This window comes from Bacillus sp. LM 4-2, assembly GCF_000978495.1.
Classification (GTDB): domain Bacteria; phylum Bacillota; class Bacilli; order Bacillales; family Bacillaceae; genus Bacillus; species Bacillus subtilis.
On record NZ_CP011101.1, the window covers coordinates 2,196,769 to 2,212,279 of the forward strand.

Sequence of the window (15,511 nt, forward strand, 5' to 3'; positions counted from 1 at the left end):
AAGTATACCAAAATCAACGGGCTTGTACCAACACATTAGCCCAATTCGATATCGGCAGAATAGATTTTTTTAATGCCTTCGTTCGTTTCTAAAAGCAGAACGCCTTCATCATCTATACCTAACGCCTTACCGTAAAAGGTTCCGTTTAACGTTCTGGCTCTCATATTAGTGCCAATACCGAGCGCATAGCTTTCCCATAAAAGCTTAATCGGCGTAAATCCGTGCGTCATATAATCCCGGTACCGTTTCTCAAAGCATAGTAAAATATGCTGGATGACGCCGGCCCGATCAATTTTTTCCCCAGCAGCTTGGCTGAGGCTTGTCGCGATGTCCTTCAATTCATCTGGAAAATCATTAGGCTGCTGGTTAACGTTAATGCCGATCCCAATGATCACTGAACGTACGCGGTCTTCTTCAGCCTGCATTTCCGTTAGGATACCGACTGTTTTTTTTCCGTTAATCAAAATATCATTTGGCCATTTAATATCCGTTTGGATGCCTGCTGCCTCTTCTATTCCCTGCACAACAGCTACTGCAGCAAGCAGAGTCAGCTGCGGTGTTTTTTGGAGCGGAATGTCAGGCCGCAAAATCAGGCTCATCCAAACACCGTTTCCTTCTTGAGAATGCCATACCCTAGACATTCGGCCCCTTCCGGCTGTTTGTTTGTCAGCCACCACAAGGGTGCCTTCCGGTGCGTTATTATTCGCGAGCTCATGAGCCGTTTTTTGCGTGCTTGAAAGAACGTCATGGTAAATAAGATGCTGGCCCATCACTTCCGTTTTTAATCCAAAACGAATTTCGCTTTCACTGAGTTTTCCGGGTTTTTTGATGAGCCGATATCCTTTTCTTCTAACGGCTTCTACTTCATAACCCTCTTTCCGAAGCTCTTCAATATGCTTCCACACAGCAGTTCTTGAACAGCCGAGAGCATCACTGATTTTTTGGCCGGAAATAAATTCATTGCCGGCCTGAGAAAATAATTCAATAAGGTCTTTTCTTAATGTTGACCGCATGTCTTCAGCCACTCCTCTATGTGTTTCTTTTGATTGGAGAGCTTCCCTGTCACAACAGCCTGCTCGATCCGCTGTAATTCTTCCGACACCCATTTTCCAGCCGGCCGGTTTCGAAGCGCAAGCAAGTCCTTACCCGTGATATCAAGATCCTTAAGGCTTTTGATCGGCAGGTTTTGATAAGCGTACTGAATGTCCTTCAGTTTCTTTTCATCCAGTTTTTCGTTTTGCCGAAGCTGCGATATTTTGGCCGCAGAGAGCAGTGCTTTTTCCCCAGCTCTGTACATTGTCATTACGTCAAGGCTCTGGCCAAACGTATCAGCAATGTGAATGGCTTCCTTGATCACTTTTCCCGGGAGCTTCCAGGCTTTCAGGAAAAGGGGCGCGTCTTTCAAGACTATGTCAAGGTTAATTAAAAGAGCAGCCCAAAGTTCCTCACGGGATGTTAAAGAGAAGAATGGAAACTCACTCGTTGAAATCAGGTTTTCTCGTTTATGATAAATACCAGGAAGCTCTTCATACAATCTCGTTTGAATGAGTGTTTGAAGCGCCTGGCGAGAAGCTCTTCCCTGCAGCAATTTCTCGAACTCTATAGTTTTTCGTTCGACTGAAACATGGGAGAGGAGTGATTTTTCTTTCGCAATGGCTTCTTCTGTTTCCGGTGAAAGCGTAAAGCCAAGCTGGCTCATAAAGCGTACGGCTCTCAGCATACGAAGCGCATCCTCTTGAAATCTATCCTCAGGCTTTCCAACGGTTCGAATCACTTTCTGATCAATATCTTTCTTGCCGCCAAAATAATCAAGCACCTTCCCATCCGCTGTCATGGCCATCGCATTGATCGTTAAATCTCTGCGTTTTAGATCCTCTTCTAATGATGAGATAAATTGCACTTCTGACGGTCTTCTGAAATCAACATAATCAGATTCAGTCCGGAATGTCGTGACTTCATAGGTTTCATCCTCCCAGAGCACAATAATGGTCCCGTGCTCTTTGCCTACATCAACAGTCCGCTGAAACAGCCGTTCTACTTGATCAGGTGCCGCATCTGTCGCGATATCGACATCTCCGATCGTTCGTTTCATATAGCTGTCACGAACTGCGCCTCCGACAAAATAAGCCTGATGGCCTGCTTCGATTAAGATGCGGAGCACGGGAAGTGCTTTGATAAAAACTTTTTCCATGTGATCACTCCGGTTCTGCTAAATCGGCATAAATCTGTTCATACTGGCTGACAATTTTTTTGGAAGAAAATTCATTTTCAAGCATCTCTATTGCCGCCTTTGTAAAACGATTGCTTAGCTGTTCATCTTCTAAAATGCTCATCGCGCGGGCTGTTGCGGCAGTAACATCACCGACATCCACCAAAAATCCGCTCACATTGTTTTTTATAACCTCAGGGATACCGCCAATATTTGTTCCGATACAAGGCACTCCGCAAGCCATCGCTTCAAGCAGGACAAGGCCAAAGCTTTCTTTTTCAGATAGCAGCAGCTTCAAATCGCTAATAGAATAAAGCTCTTCAACACGGTCTTGATTTCCAAGCATTAAGACTTGGTCTTCCAAGCCATATTTTCTGATAAGCTCGCAGGCTGTCGATTTCTCCGGACCGTCTCCGACTAAAAGCAGCTTCGCTTTCGTTTTGCCAGCGATATTGCGGAACACACTGATGACATCCTGCACGCGTTTAACTTTTCTGAAGTTGGACACATGGATGACGACTTTTTCATCTGGTAAAATTCCATGTTTCTCTTTAATTGCCGCTGTGTTTTTCTTCAGATACACGCGCTCGTCTATAAAGTTATAAATCGTTTCAATTTTTTTCTCCGGTTTAATTAAATCGTATGTTTCAGCCGCAAGCGCTGAGGAGACGGCCGTCACCCTGTCTGATGACTCAATAGCAAAACGGATCAGATCTTTTAGAGACGGATCATAACCTAACACCGTGATATCCGTGCCATGCAAAGTGGTAACAATGCCGATATTGCGTTTCAGCATTTGTTTTGCAAGATAGGCGCAAACGGCATGCGGGAGAGCATAGTGAGCATGGATAATGTCTAAATTCTCCCGTTCCGCCACCTCAGCGATTTTGCTTGCCAATGTCAAATCATACGGAGGATACTTAAAAACAGCATATTGGTTAACCTCAACTTCATGAAAATGAATATTGGGATGATATGTATTCAGTCTAAACGGAATGCTTGATGTGATGAAATGGATTTCATGTCCCTTTTCAGCAAGCTGCTTCCCCAGTTCTGTCGCAATGATACCTGAGCCTCCAACGCTCGGATAGCATGTGATTCCTATTTTTAGTTTTCTCATTGTTCGCCCCCAAGCACATCATGATCAAGCATCAGCATCCGTTTGGAAAAGAAACCTTCGGCATACTCCACGCCCGCTTCTTTACCGTAAAGCTTTTCTCTCGCTTCAACGATCTCGATATAACCATTCGTCAGAGGAGTAGAAACTGAATCCTTTGACGGGATAAACTGGCTTTTGTAGGCGTTGAGGCTTTGTTTCTTTGCCTCTATTGTATCCGAGATATCAATGACAAAATCCGGCTGATGAAAACCATTTATCATATAATAGTAAACCTTGCTGACTTTATGCGCCGGAAGGCTTTTTTCATCTTTATATTTATGGATTCCGGCGGAAAAGATCGCTTCTTCCACCAGTGCAGCCGCATTGCCGTGATCCGGATGGCGATCCTTTTTATACGGCATAAAAACCGCTTTTGGGCGGCAGGTTCTGATGACAGTGACAATCGACCGAATTGCCTGATCACTCATTATTAGGCCGCGGTCTGGAAGCGTCAGCTGAATTCTTTTATCTGCGCCTAATATGCGGGCTGCTTCAGCTGCTTCTTCTTTACGTAAACTGACCGTACCGTTAGAAGAGAGTTCCGCTTCTGTCAAGTCGCATATCATTACTTTTTTTCCCTGTTTGACAAACTTCGCTATTGTGCCGCCCATTCCGATCTCGACATCATCACTGTGGGCGCCAAAAGCAAGAACGTCAGCATTATACATTCGGCTCTTCTCCCCGAAGAAGGTCACGGAATTCGAAAACACCTTCATCAAGTGTGCGGACAAGAATTTCCGCAGTACCCATATTTGTGGCGAGCGGAATGGAATACACATCACATAACCGGATTAATGCCGAGACATCCGGTTCATGCGGCTGCGCGGTCAGCGGGTCGCGCAAAAAAATGACAAGATCGAGTGCATTGGCAGCGATCAATGCACCGATTTGCTGGTCTCCCCCTAAAGGGCCGGATTGAAAACGTTCAATTTGAAGACCTGTCGCCTCTTGAATTTTCAACCCTGTGGTTCCGGTTGCGTATAAATCATGATTCTTTAAAATATCCCGATAGGCAGTCGTAAATTGAACCATGTCCTGTTTTTTCTTGTCATGCGCGATCAAAGCAATTTTCATTGTTTATCCCCCCGTCTAATCAATGATATTTTCTAAACCGTACACAAGCTGATCAATCTTCATGACTTGTTCGACTGACAGTTTAACGCCTGACATGAAAGAAGCACGGTTATAAGAATCATGGCGTATCTGAAGCGTTTGGCCATCCATGCCGAACATGACCTCCTGATGCGCGATCAGTCCCGGAAGACGGACGCTGTGCAAGCGAATACCGTTTTGCTCCGCTCCTCTTGCTCCTGGGAGAATTTCTTTTTCATCCGGATGTCCTTGCTGCTTTTCTTTACGGACTTCTGAAATCATTTCCGCTGTTTTAAGCGCAGTTCCGCTTGGTGCGTCAAGCTTCTGGTCATGATGAAGCTCAATAATCTCAACATCCTCAAAATAGTTGGCAGCCATTTTTGAAAATTTCATCATCAGTATCGCACCGAGCGCAAAATTTGGCGCGATGATGGCTCCGATCCCTTTTTCTTCTGTTAAAGACGTGAGCTCTTTTAAATCAGCTTCTGAGAAACCGGTTGTTCCGACAACTGGACGGACTCCGTGCTCTAATGCAATTTTTGTATGTACTTTTCCGATTTCGGGCGTTGTTAAATCAATCAAGACATCCGGTTGTGTTTCTGTAAAACAGGCATGGATATCTGTATAAATGAAAGCATCTGACTCAACAGGCATCACATCAGATAATTTTTGCTGATCGTATGTATGGTCTATGGCCCCGACAAGGTCAAAATGAGGTGTTCGTTCTGCCAATTTAACAGCTTCCTGCCCCATTCTTCCACGCGGTCCCGCAATGACTACTTTAATTGTTTCGTTTGACATCTTGATCTCCTCTACTTTCCTTCTTCTTTTCTGGTCCAGCGATCTTTATCTCTTGTATTAAATTTATGCATGACTCGGTCGTGAGCTTCCTCTAAAGAGATATCAAGAGAGTTGGCTAAACAAACCAATACAAATAGCACATCGCCTATTTCCTCTTCCATGCTTTTATCATCTTCAGTCGCTTTTTTTGGTTTTTCTCCATAACGGTGATTCACTTCTCTGGCAAGCTCGCCCAGTTCTTCAGTCAGCCTCGCCATCATGGCCAGCGGGCTAAAATATCCTTCTTTAAATTGGCCTATGTAACGGTCTACTTCAGCCTGTATGTCTTTCATTGTTTTATCACTCACTGAACGAAACCTCCTATCATCCTCTTACATGTTAGCTAATTCAGATACGTTTGACAAATGTTTAAGCACGTTTGCTGTTTTCTTTTTCATCCACTATAATATAAACGCTATCTAATGGAAGGAAAAGGGGTTTTGTGTGATGCTTGGAGAAATTAGATTAAAAAACATATTTTTTATTTTAATCGGAGCGGCAATTTTTTCATTTGGCTTGGTTCATTTCAATATGCAGAACAATCTGGCTGAGGGCGGTTTTACAGGTATTACACTTTTGCTTTATGCCCTTTTCCACATCAGCCCCTCTATCTCGAACCTGGTGTTGAACATTCCGATTTTTTTTATTGGCTGGCGTTTGCTCGGCAGGACAATGTTTGTTTATACCCTTGTAGGCACTGTAGCCTTGTCTTTGTTCCTCAGCATCTTTCAGCGATATGAAATCCATATGCCCCTTCAGCACGACTTAGCGCTCGCCGCTTTATTTGCCGGCGTATTCATCGGAGCCGGATTGGGAATTATTTTTAAGTTCGGCGGTACGACAGGCGGTGTTGATATCATCGCACGTTTAGTGAATAAGTATTTTGGGATCCCGATGGGCAGAACGATGTTTGCTTTCGATGCCTGCGTCATCATTTTGTCTTTGCTTACTTATCTCTCCTATAAAGAAGCGATGTATACGCTGGTAGCTGTATTTGTAGCTGCAAGATTAATCGATTTTATTCAGGAAGGCGGATACGCTGCTAAAGGCGCTAAGATCATCTCTTCGAAAAACGACCTGATTCAGAAAAAGATTCTTGAAGAAATGGAACGGGGCGTCACCATTTTGAAAGGACAAGGCTCCTACACAAAAGAGGATATAGATGTACTTTATTGTGTGGTGCCGAAAAACGAATTGGTGATGCTGAAAAGCGTGATTAACTCCATTGATCCCCATGCCTTTGTAGCGGTAAGCGATGTTCACGATGTGCTCGGAGAAGGATTTACGCTTGATGAAAATAAAAATCCGCTTCCGCGCTGACATGTAATAGAAAAAAGGCGGCTGACCGCCGCCCCTCACCCTTATTTAGGGTAGTCCCTTTTTTTCAGCTTGTTTTTTTCCGCCTTGTACTTTCTGTAACCGACATAGGTAAGAGCAGTAATGATGATACTGCCGGTTGTAATCATCACCCAGAGTAAAGACGGATCGGCATCATCCTCCTCCACCCTGTCAAACACATTTTTCAGGTCATGCTGAAGAAGGGAAAGCCGTTCAAGCTTCGTGCTCTCTGTCATTTGCTGAAATTCCTCTTGCTCAATAACATCTATATGTTTTCCGACTGTTTCAAGCTGATCCTCTGATACATCGATTGTAAGACTGGGGTAAATCAAGTCATATAAACTGATAAATTCATTCCATTTTTCATGAAAGCTTGTGCTTCCATTCTTCTGGACATCTCGCTTCAGCTCAGTAAAAGCTTCCATAATCGGTTTTTCCAGTGAGCCCCAAAGCGGGTCAGACCGATTGTCAACCGCATCCATCAGCATTCTGAACTGCGCGGCTGCTCTGAGTTTTTGTGTGTCTGATGTATCAGCTTGCTTTAAACTCCGAACCATATCATTATAGCCCAATGTGATTTGACGAATTTGGGCTCCCGTTAGCATGGGGTCTTGCTGTTTTTTCTCAGCGGATTTTAATGTTTTTTCAAAATACTCCAAGACTTGAAGCGCCTCTTCATATTTCGCCTGTCGGGTCATTTGAAAGACTGTATCGGATAAATCATTCAATTCCTCGAGGCTTCCCCGCTCTGCAGCCTTGGCATTTCCATTATAAAAAATAAGTGCAATCAACAAACAGATCGTCAGCTTTCGTTTCATGCAGGTCCCTCCCACTCTCTCTCCTTACAGAATATGAAGAAAGGGACAAGGATAGACCAACATTGTCTTTACATCAGCTCAAGCTTCGTTTGTTTTTTTGAGACCACAAGAAAGTAAGCAAGCGTGATTGAAAAGATGCTTAGCCAAAATGTTCCGTATCCTATTTCAGTCATATAATCAGAAAGCATAGAGTATTGCGGCATCATATCAAACAAGTAGTCAATGACATCGTTATGCAGTGTCCAGACTGCAGCAATTGCAAGATGCCAAAATGAAAAACGAAAATACGGACTGTATAATACGCCTTGAACTGCCATTGCAAAATGCGAAGCAATTAGCATGTAGCCCTCCCACGGCAAGTCACCAGTTACTGCAAGCACAAGAAAATTCATAGCCACCGCCCATAGGCCATACTTTACGAGGGTAACTAGCGCAAGCGCCTCTAAAAGCGGAGCATTCCGTTTCATGAGAAAGGCAAGCAGCACAAACAGAAAGAAAAACGTTGCTGTCGGACTGTCCGGAACAAAAATCAGGAAACGGGCCGGTGTCTCCAAAAGCTGCGGCAAGTACCAATAGTAGCCGTAAACCGTTCCCAGAAAATTAATGGCTAAGACAAGAATAAGCATCGGCCGCTGCCCTAATACATATTGAAACCATTTCACATCGAATCAACTCTCAGTCTGTAAAAATAATATGTCCATATAAAAAAGCTGACGCCGGGTCAGCTTTTGATATTAAAAGTATATCCTTCCATTTGACAATTCACAATACGTTATTTTGCGGTTGTTTCAGAAATAAATTTTGCAAGTTCTTCGAGCTGCTTATCATTTCCTTTGAACACACCCGCCGGCATTTTGCCTTTCCCTTCTACAGCGATTTTTTTGATTTCTTCCGGTTTCAGCCCGCTGTCAACCAATGAAGGCCCAGCCGCTCCTCCCTGAAGGTTATCCCCATGGCAAGAAATACAGCCCTGTTCCTTAAAGACCTTATATCCTTCTGCATTGGTGTCAATGTCGGCTTCTTTTGTGATTTTCCCCTGTTCTTCTGCCTTGGCCCAGTCATGAGTAGCAACTGACTGCCACGTCAAAAATACAGCAGCGGAAATGGCCAGAAGCATCATACCGACAGCGACCGGACGCTTCCACGGCCTTCTTTCTGTCCCTCTGTCTAGGAATGGAGCCAAAAGCAGGGCCCCAAAAGCGAGACCTGGCATAATCATGGCGCCGACCACTGTAAAGCTTCCGGCAGCGTATTCATACTTCAACAGCTGGTATAAGAAAAGAAAATACCAATCCGGCAGCGGAATATAACCAGTATCAGTCGGGTCCGCCATCCGCTCCAAAGGCGGCTGATGCACAATCGTCAAAACGAGAAAACCAATGAGAAAGACAGCTCCAACCATCCATTCCTTTAACAAGAAATTTGGCCAGAAAGCCTCTGTTTTACCGGGATACTCCGAATAATCCTTCGGTATATTCGGCTTTTTTTCAGCCGGTATCCTTGAGTCGCCTACAAATTTCATCCCTTTGCCCCGGTGCATGTCATCCCCTCCCTTTTATTCGCAGATCAAGAGTTTAAAGCGGTCCTGAAATCCCCTGCTTCCGGATCATAATAAAATGTGCAGCCATCAGCCCGAACAATGCGGCAGGAAGAAAAAATACATGGATCGCAAAAAACCTAGTCAGCGTTTGGGCGCCTACAATATCCGGATGCCCTGCAAGGAGCGTTTTAACTTGCGTTCCGATCAAAGGCGTGGCTTCGGCGATCTGCAGCCCGACTTTTGTTGCAAACAGAGCCTTCATATCCCAAGGAAGCAAGTAGCCTGTAAAGCCAAGACCGAGCATAACAAAAAAGATCAGCACACCGACAATCCAGTTCAGCTCGCGCGGTTTTTTATACGCGCCTTGGAAAAAGACCCTCAGCGTATGTAAAAACATCATCACAATGACCAGGCTCGCACCCCAGTGGTGCATCCCCCTGACAATCTGGCCGAATGCCACTTCATTTTGCAAATAATATACCGATTCCCAGGCATTTTTGATATCAGGCACATAATACATCGTTAAAAACATTCCAGATAATACTTGGATAACGGTTACAAAAAACGTCAGTCCCCCAAAGCAATACACAAACGCAGAGAAATGATGGGCGGGATTCACATGTTCCGGTACTTCGTGATCGGCAATATCCCTCCACATCGGTGTAATATCAAGCCGCTCGTCTACCCAGTCATAAATTTTGTTCAGCATGTCACCCTTCCCCCTTAGGCTTTGCTTTTCCAAGATACAGGAAGCCGTCTTTTACTTCTTGCTCATAATGATCAAGAGGCGCAAGCGGCGGCGTGCCAGGGACATTGGTGCCGTCCTTTTCATAGAGTCCGTAATGGCATGGACAAAAGAATTTATTCGGGTTTTTAGGATCACTATTCCAGTTCACCGTACACCCTAAATGCTTACAAATTGGCGAAAGTGCTACAATTTCATCCCCGTTTTTGAAGACCCAGGCTGATCTTGACTCTTCTGACTCATACCAGGCATCGACTTGATTAATTTTAAAATCAAAGCGCTGCGGCTCTTTTGTCAACTCATCAACGCTGACAACCTGAACCATATCCTGCTTCCCTGTCGATTTTAATACCGGGTCGAGTGCGAAGCGAACCATAGGCATGAGCATACTAGCCGCCATAAAACCTCCTACGCCTGTGAGCGTATAATTCAAAAATTGACGTCTGGATATATCATGTTTTCCGCCCATCTCTTCTCCCCCCTCTAAGTCACCCCTGCAAACTGACTAAAATAGGAAATATTGCAATAACTCTAGACACCCTCATAATATATGAATCTCTCAGCAAGGTCAATATAGCCAAAATATTGTTTATAAGGAAATGTAAGTGTTTTTATAAAGTGCTCCATAACTGTAACAAAACGTTCAAAATTTCAGCAGTGCGTTCATCCAATATTTTTCTTTTTAAAGAGTCATTTAAATGCTCTAATGGAACAGACGGTGTAACAATCATTTTGCCTAACGCATCCTCAGCTCTCCAACTTTCGTCAGATGTGAGCAGGACAACATGCGGAAATTCCGTTATCAGCTCTTCCCGCAAATCCTTAAGCCCTTGAACGGTTATTTCATTTCTATCAACATATGTATAAGGCGGAAGTAAATATACCCGTCCCTTTAACTGCCTTTCAAGTTCTTCTGAGAGAAGCTGCGTAAACTCGCCTTTCTCCGCCGCCATTTTAAAATGGTTATTAACCCTTATGTTAATTAATGGTATGACAGCGGTATCAATGTAATCCTTAGCTTGTAAATAGTCCTTGGCATCAGTGATTCTCCACCTCATCGTTCTCCCCCTTTACGGCAACAAGCCTTGCAATTCACTGCAAGGCTGGTCATATTATGTGAGCTGATTTAATTGGCGCGATAATTGTTCAAATGCCTCTTTATCATGACGATCTAACGCGTCGTCAATGTCTTTTAATAATTTTTCTCTTTGGAATGTGGAAATAGCGTGCTCTAAAATCTGTTCCGCCAATCCCTGATCTTTTTTATTCTCAAAAAGATCTTTCGGAATATGCGGGTTGGACTCCAGCACCGCCGCATATTCAGGTGAGCTGTAAGCCGAACGGAAATTAAGCTGGATAAACAAATCCTGCTGTTTATTTAATCTAATATCATGAAAAGATTTTTCCGCGTCGGTAGTCATGACATTCTCTTTATAGAACCGGAACGGAACTTCTTCAACACAATGTGTTGACATTATAATGCCTCTCGGGCAAAATTCAGCCTGCTCCACAAAATGAACCTTCTCCATGAGAGAATCATGGCTCATTAAGTAGTTCAAGATCCAAACGCACTCTCGGCGCTTTAACTGATAATGGTTTAAAAACCAACGGATAAAATCTTTTTTCTCATTGACAGAAACAGGGGTCTGCATGTAATTCCCTCCTCTATCGTTGGTATAATCTATATACTTATATGTTCCACATGAATGGTTAATATTCCTGCTTATCTAGAAAATTCATCCTCGATTCGCAAAATCGTTTCTTCAAGTTCTTCATTGGCTCCGTCCATTTCAAGAACCTTTTTCAAAAGCGGCAGCGCTTCTTTTTGAAGGCCTTCTTCTAATAGGAAGCTTGCGTATTCATATAAGAAATCTCTATCCTCCCGGTAATGAAGATAGGCAGCCTCAAAGGATTGTTTTGCTTCCTCGTATTGCTCTAATTCAGTATATGCGCTTGCAAGATACCAATTGTATTTGGGATCTTCTTCACCGTAGCTTCGAACCTCTTGAATAAGATCAATGATCTGATCATAATCCTCTTCTTTGTGATACACGGCTAGAAGTGTATGAAGCGCCTCGACAAAGCCCGGATCAAGCGCAAGCGCCTCCTGAAGCAGCTTTTTCCCCTCTTCTGACTTCCCGATTTTTAAGGCCATTTTGGCGGCATAAAGGAAAAGTTCTTTGTTATATTCATCATATCTGATCCCCTCTTTTGCCGTTTTTAATGCCTCTTCATACATTCCTTCAGCTTCATAGCTTTTCGAGAGCGGCATATAAAGTGAAGTATAAGATGGATCAAGCTCCTTTAAATCAGACAGCTGCTTAATAGCTGTTTTCACAAGCCCCGCCTGTAAGGCTGTAAAACCATAGCCGAAAATCGTATTAGGATCAGGATTCTCATCGACAGCTTTCTCGTACCATGGAATGGCATCCTCAAATTCACCTGAGGCACTTAACGATTCTGCCAGTCTTTGATGGACATTAACGCCTCCGATCTCACTCTGCTCCTCAGCCGTTGTTTTAAAATATTGAACCGCTTTTGCATAGGCTCCCTGAGCAAAGTAAAGTTCTCCCAGTGCAAAATCAATAACAGGTTCATTGTCCAGAATGGACTTTGCCTGTAAAAGCTTTTGTTCACTGACTTCGAATAACCCCTGCATCTGATAAAGATCCGCCATAAGCAGCAAACTTTCCGGATATGATGGATCTGTTTCCGGAATAGTCTCCAGCACAGCGAGGGCTTTTTCTTCTTCGTCAATATCTATTAAAAGTTCAGCGTAGAAATTCGTCAGTTCTGTTTCATTTGGATATAAATCATGTAGATCACTAATCAGTGAAATTGCTTTTTCTACATCGCCCCACTCGTAATAAAGCTGGGCTGCAATGGCTTTATCTTCATCATGCAGCTGTTTTTCAGCCTTCGAGAGCGTGTTGAGGCCTTTTTCTGTTTCACCTGCTTCAACTAATTTTATGGCTTCTTGAATCAATGTATTCAAATCGGACCGGTCCTTTCTTTTCCTATACAACATCAACCATACAAAAAAGCTTTATTTGTTCGGGTTAATCTTATCATAATTCAGACGAATGCCCCCGGCAAATAAGATGCTTCTGTACGGAAGGGAATTATTGAGTCTTATTAGTTTACCAAAAGATCTTGAGATAGAAAATGAAAAAAGGAAGATCGCCCTCTGTACAGTAAAGCAGCTCTTTGACCTGCCGGCTTGTAAGTAAAGCACATCCCCCCTTTTCGTTTTTCTATCCCCTCTATAAGACAAGCTATGTTTTTTCGCCTCGAATTATGATCTGCATAAAAAATCCTGAAGTAAAACTTCAGGATTTTTTCGAAAGCTTATTTAAATGCTCGAAGAAGGTTGGATAAGAAACGTGAATGGCATCCGTGTGCTCGATTTCAATCGGCTCCTCCGTTATACAGGAAGCAATACCAAGCATCATTCCGATTCGATGATCTCCGTGGCTGGACACTGCAGCGCCGCCTTTCAACGTTTGTTTGCCATAAACCTTCATTCCATCTGCTGTCGGTTCAATTTCAGCACCCAGCTTGCGAAGCTCAGAAACAACAGTATCAATACGGTTTGTTTCTTTCACTTTTAGCTCTGCCGCGTCCTTAATAACGGTGGTTCCTTCCGCCTGAGTCGCAAGAAGCGCGATGATAGGGATCTCATCAATTAAACGCGGAATGATATCTCCTCCGATTTCAACTGCTTTTAGAGATGACGTTTCTATAATCAAATCTCCATAAGGCTCTGCACCGCTATCAGCAGATGGTTTGATTTCAAGTTTTGCCCCCATGTTTTGAAGGACGTCAATAATACCTGTCCGAGTCGGATTTAAACCTACGTTTTTCAATACAATTCTGCTGTTTGGAACCATCGCGCCAGCAGCAAGGAAAAACGCGGCTGAAGAAATGTCTCCAGGAACAAAAATATCAGCAGCTGTCAGTTTCTGGCCACCAGCAATGGAAACACTCGTTTGATCTTCAGAAAGCTTAACGCCAAAAGCAGAAAGCATCCGCTCAGTGTGGTCCCGAGATTTATGGGGCTCTGTTACAGTTGTTGTGCCCTCAGCCTGTAATCCGGCCAGCAAAACAGCAGATTTAATTTGCGCGCTTGCAACAGGTGATACATAATCAATTCCTTTTAATGAAGCGCCGCTCACTGACAGCGGTGTAAACTCTCCGCCGGCTCTGCCGTCGATTTTAGCCCCCATTTTTTTCAAAGGCTCAGTCACACGCTTCATTGGGCGTTTCGCAATGCTCTCATCTCCGGCTACCGCGCTGTAAAAAGGACGGCCCGCCAATATTCCGAGCATCAGGCGAATCGTTGTACCTGAATTTCCGACATCTAAAAGGCTTTCTGGCTCTTTCAGGGCATCGATTCCTTTTCCGTGAATCACGACATCGCTGCTGCTTTGCTCAATGTGAACACCCATTTTTCTAAAGCAATCGATCGTGCTCAGACAATCTGCTCCCGGCAGAAAGTTTTTAACTGTTGTTGTGCCTGCCGCTAGCGCGCCAAACATAACAGAGCGGTGAGAAATGGATTTATCACCGGGAATATGTATTTCTCCATGTAAGGTCTGCACCTTATCTCGTTTCATTTTTTCCACCTCAATCAGCATAAAAAGTTTCATATTCCGCCCGGGCTTCAATGCATTGTTCTGCCCTTTTGCGGTCGTCATCAGACTGAAAACTGATCCTTAAAATCCCGTTAATATCCTCTCGTGTTTCGATAATGCGGATATTCGTGATACTGATGCGCTCCGCAGCTAAGATCGCTGTTATCTCGGATATTACACCCGGATGATCGGGTACATCCACATATAAATCATAAAATGCAGGTATCGCTCCCTTCTGCCGAAGCGGCAGCCCGTCGCGATAATCCTTGGCTGTTTTAAAATAACGAAATAGATTTTCCGCATCTTCTTGTTCTACATATGTACGGATCTTGTCAATTTCACGAATCCACTCATCAAAACGGTCTAAGATTTTATCTTTATTATGTAATAAAATATCCCGCCACATTGCCGGGCTGCTTGATGCAATCCTTGTAATATCTCTGAACCCGCCGGCAGCAAAACGCTTAACAAGCGGATACAGGTTTTCCGAATGATGGGTTTGGTGAACAAGGCTAGCTGCTACAATATGCGGAAAATGACTGATTACGCTTGTAACGCCATCATGCTCCTCTGGCGACATTTCCACAAAATGGGCATTCGTCCCCTTCAGCAGGTTTTTTAACTGTTCCACAGCTTGTTTGTCCGTTTTCTGGCCTGGCGTTAAAATATAAAATGCATTTTCAAACAGGAACTCCTTCGCAGCGGCCACTCCTGATTTATGTGAACCCGCCATCGGATGCCCTCCGACAAATTGATAGCGGCTAGGCAGCACTTGATCAGCGTAATCAACCACTTTTTGCTTTGTGCTTCCTACATCCGTAATCAAAAGCTCATGTTCAATTCCTGAATGAGCCAGCTCTTCAAGCATAACCAGTGTTTGTTCAACAGGTGTCGCAATGATTACTGTAGCTGCCTCTTTCACACCGCTAATAAACGAATCAGCACGATCGTCTATCACGCCTAATTTTAATGCCGCTACCGCCTGTTCATCAGAGATGTCGATTCCGATAATCCGTTTGCCGGGATGATTTTTTTTGATGGCTAGGGCAATCGAACCGCCTATCAATCCGAGACCGGCGAGCAATATTGTATCTTTCATTTGATTCATACGTCATCACCTGGTTTATAGACTAAAG

At 43.8% G+C, this 15,511-nt stretch carries 18 protein-coding genes; 1 reads left to right on the top strand and 17 read right to left on the bottom strand.

Annotated features, from left to right (window positions below):
• Positions 1 to 35: 35 nt before the first annotated feature.
• From bslm_RS10725 to bslm_RS10755, 7 genes are read right to left on the bottom strand one after another with little or no spacing between them, the layout of a single operon-like run.
• Positions 36 to 1,013 carry a bifunctional biotin--[acetyl-CoA-carboxylase] synthetase/biotin operon repressor gene (locus bslm_RS10725; RefSeq protein WP_003230650.1) on the bottom strand — a complete coding sequence of 326 codons (978 nt, stop codon included), beginning with the start codon at positions 1,011 to 1,013 and terminating at the stop codon, positions 36 to 38.
• Complete coding sequence (locus bslm_RS10730; protein ID WP_046381145.1) at positions 998 to 2,191, bottom strand: CCA tRNA nucleotidyltransferase; 1,194 nt, start codon at positions 2,189 to 2,191, stop codon at positions 998 to 1,000. Before bslm_RS10730 ends, bslm_RS10725 begins: the two co-directional genes overlap by 16 nt.
• A 4-nt stretch (positions 2,192 to 2,195) precedes the next feature.
• Positions 2,196 to 3,329 carry an N-acetyl-alpha-D-glucosaminyl L-malate synthase BshA gene (bshA, locus tag bslm_RS10735; protein ID WP_046381146.1) on the bottom strand — a complete coding sequence of 378 codons (1,134 nt, stop codon included), beginning with the start codon at positions 3,327 to 3,329 and terminating at the stop codon, positions 2,196 to 2,198.
• On the bottom strand, positions 3,326 to 4,036 hold the full coding sequence (gene bshB1, locus bslm_RS10740) for a bacillithiol biosynthesis deacetylase BshB1 (RefSeq protein WP_014480112.1): 711 nt from the start codon (positions 4,034 to 4,036) through the stop codon (positions 3,326 to 3,328). Before bshB1 ends, bshA begins: the two co-directional genes overlap by 4 nt.
• Entirely contained in the window at positions 4,029 to 4,442 is a 414-nt protein-coding gene (gene mgsA, locus bslm_RS10745; protein ID WP_014477171.1) for a methylglyoxal synthase, read from the bottom strand. The genes bshB1 and mgsA overlap by 8 nt, the downstream gene beginning before the upstream one ends.
• 15 nt (positions 4,443 to 4,457) lie before the next feature.
• Positions 4,458 to 5,261, bottom strand: coding sequence for a 4-hydroxy-tetrahydrodipicolinate reductase (gene dapB, locus bslm_RS10750; RefSeq protein WP_003230638.1), 804 nt, complete (start codon positions 5,259 to 5,261; stop codon positions 4,458 to 4,460).
• An 11-nt stretch (positions 5,262 to 5,272) separates the two neighbouring features.
• The gene (locus bslm_RS10755; protein ID WP_004398996.1) at positions 5,273 to 5,608 is read right to left on the bottom strand and encodes a nucleotide pyrophosphohydrolase; all 336 of its coding nucleotides are present in this window, start codon (positions 5,606 to 5,608) and stop codon (positions 5,273 to 5,275) included.
• A gap of 139 nt (positions 5,609 to 5,747) precedes the next feature.
• Between bslm_RS10755 and bslm_RS10760 the strand changes: the two genes are divergently transcribed.
• A complete protein-coding gene (locus bslm_RS10760) occupies positions 5,748 to 6,620 on the top strand; it encodes a YitT family protein (RefSeq protein ID WP_046381147.1) in 873 nt (290 codons plus the stop codon).
• 41 nt (positions 6,621 to 6,661) lie between these two features.
• Here the strand turns inward: bslm_RS10760 and ypjB are convergent, their stop codons facing one another.
• The 10 genes from ypjB to bslm_RS10810 all read right to left on the bottom strand — a co-directional run bounded on the left by ypjB (position 6,662) and on the right by bslm_RS10810 (position 15,483).
• Positions 6,662 to 7,456 carry a sporulation protein YpjB gene (gene ypjB / locus bslm_RS10765; RefSeq protein ID WP_015251822.1) on the bottom strand — a complete coding sequence of 265 codons (795 nt, stop codon included), beginning with the start codon at positions 7,454 to 7,456 and terminating at the stop codon, positions 6,662 to 6,664.
• A 68-nt stretch (positions 7,457 to 7,524) separates the two neighbouring features.
• Positions 7,525 to 8,118 (bottom strand): lipoprotein heptaprenylglyceryl N-acetyltransferase LhaT, encoded by a 594-nt coding sequence (locus bslm_RS10770; protein ID WP_046381148.1) that lies wholly within the window; start codon positions 8,116 to 8,118, stop codon positions 7,525 to 7,527.
• Positions 8,119 to 8,228: 110 nt separating this feature from the next.
• Positions 8,229 to 8,996, bottom strand: a complete 768-nt coding sequence (locus tag bslm_RS10775; protein WP_004398051.1) for a menaquinol-cytochrome c reductase cytochrome b/c subunit — start codon at positions 8,994 to 8,996, stop codon at positions 8,229 to 8,231.
• Positions 8,997 to 9,030: 34 nt separating this feature from the next.
• Positions 9,031 to 9,705, bottom strand: coding sequence for a menaquinol-cytochrome c reductase cytochrome b subunit (gene qcrB / locus bslm_RS10780; protein ID WP_003225560.1), 675 nt, complete (start codon positions 9,703 to 9,705; stop codon positions 9,031 to 9,033).
• A gap of 1 nt (position 9,706) precedes the next feature.
• The gene (locus bslm_RS10785; protein ID WP_003230627.1) at positions 9,707 to 10,210 is read right to left on the bottom strand and encodes a Rieske (2Fe-2S) protein; all 504 of its coding nucleotides are present in this window, start codon (positions 10,208 to 10,210) and stop codon (positions 9,707 to 9,709) included.
• A 142-nt stretch (positions 10,211 to 10,352) separates the two neighbouring features.
• A complete protein-coding gene (locus bslm_RS10790) occupies positions 10,353 to 10,799 on the bottom strand; it encodes a YpiF family protein (protein ID WP_046381149.1) in 447 nt (148 codons plus the stop codon).
• Between the two features lie 54 nt (positions 10,800 to 10,853).
• Complete coding sequence (locus tag bslm_RS10795; RefSeq protein WP_003225551.1) at positions 10,854 to 11,393, bottom strand: ReoY family proteolytic degradation factor; 540 nt, start codon at positions 11,391 to 11,393, stop codon at positions 10,854 to 10,856.
• A gap of 71 nt (positions 11,394 to 11,464) precedes the next feature.
• A complete protein-coding gene (locus bslm_RS10800) occupies positions 11,465 to 12,736 on the bottom strand; it encodes a tetratricopeptide repeat protein (RefSeq protein ID WP_021481536.1) in 1,272 nt (423 codons plus the stop codon).
• Between the two features lie 334 nt (positions 12,737 to 13,070).
• Positions 13,071 to 14,357, bottom strand: coding sequence for a 3-phosphoshikimate 1-carboxyvinyltransferase (gene aroA, locus bslm_RS10805; RefSeq protein ID WP_003246068.1), 1,287 nt, complete (start codon positions 14,355 to 14,357; stop codon positions 13,071 to 13,073).
• Between the two features lie 10 nt (positions 14,358 to 14,367).
• Positions 14,368 to 15,483 carry a prephenate dehydrogenase gene (locus tag bslm_RS10810; protein ID WP_003230615.1) on the bottom strand — a complete coding sequence of 372 codons (1,116 nt, stop codon included), beginning with the start codon at positions 15,481 to 15,483 and terminating at the stop codon, positions 14,368 to 14,370.
• Positions 15,484 to 15,511: the final 28 nt, after the last annotated feature.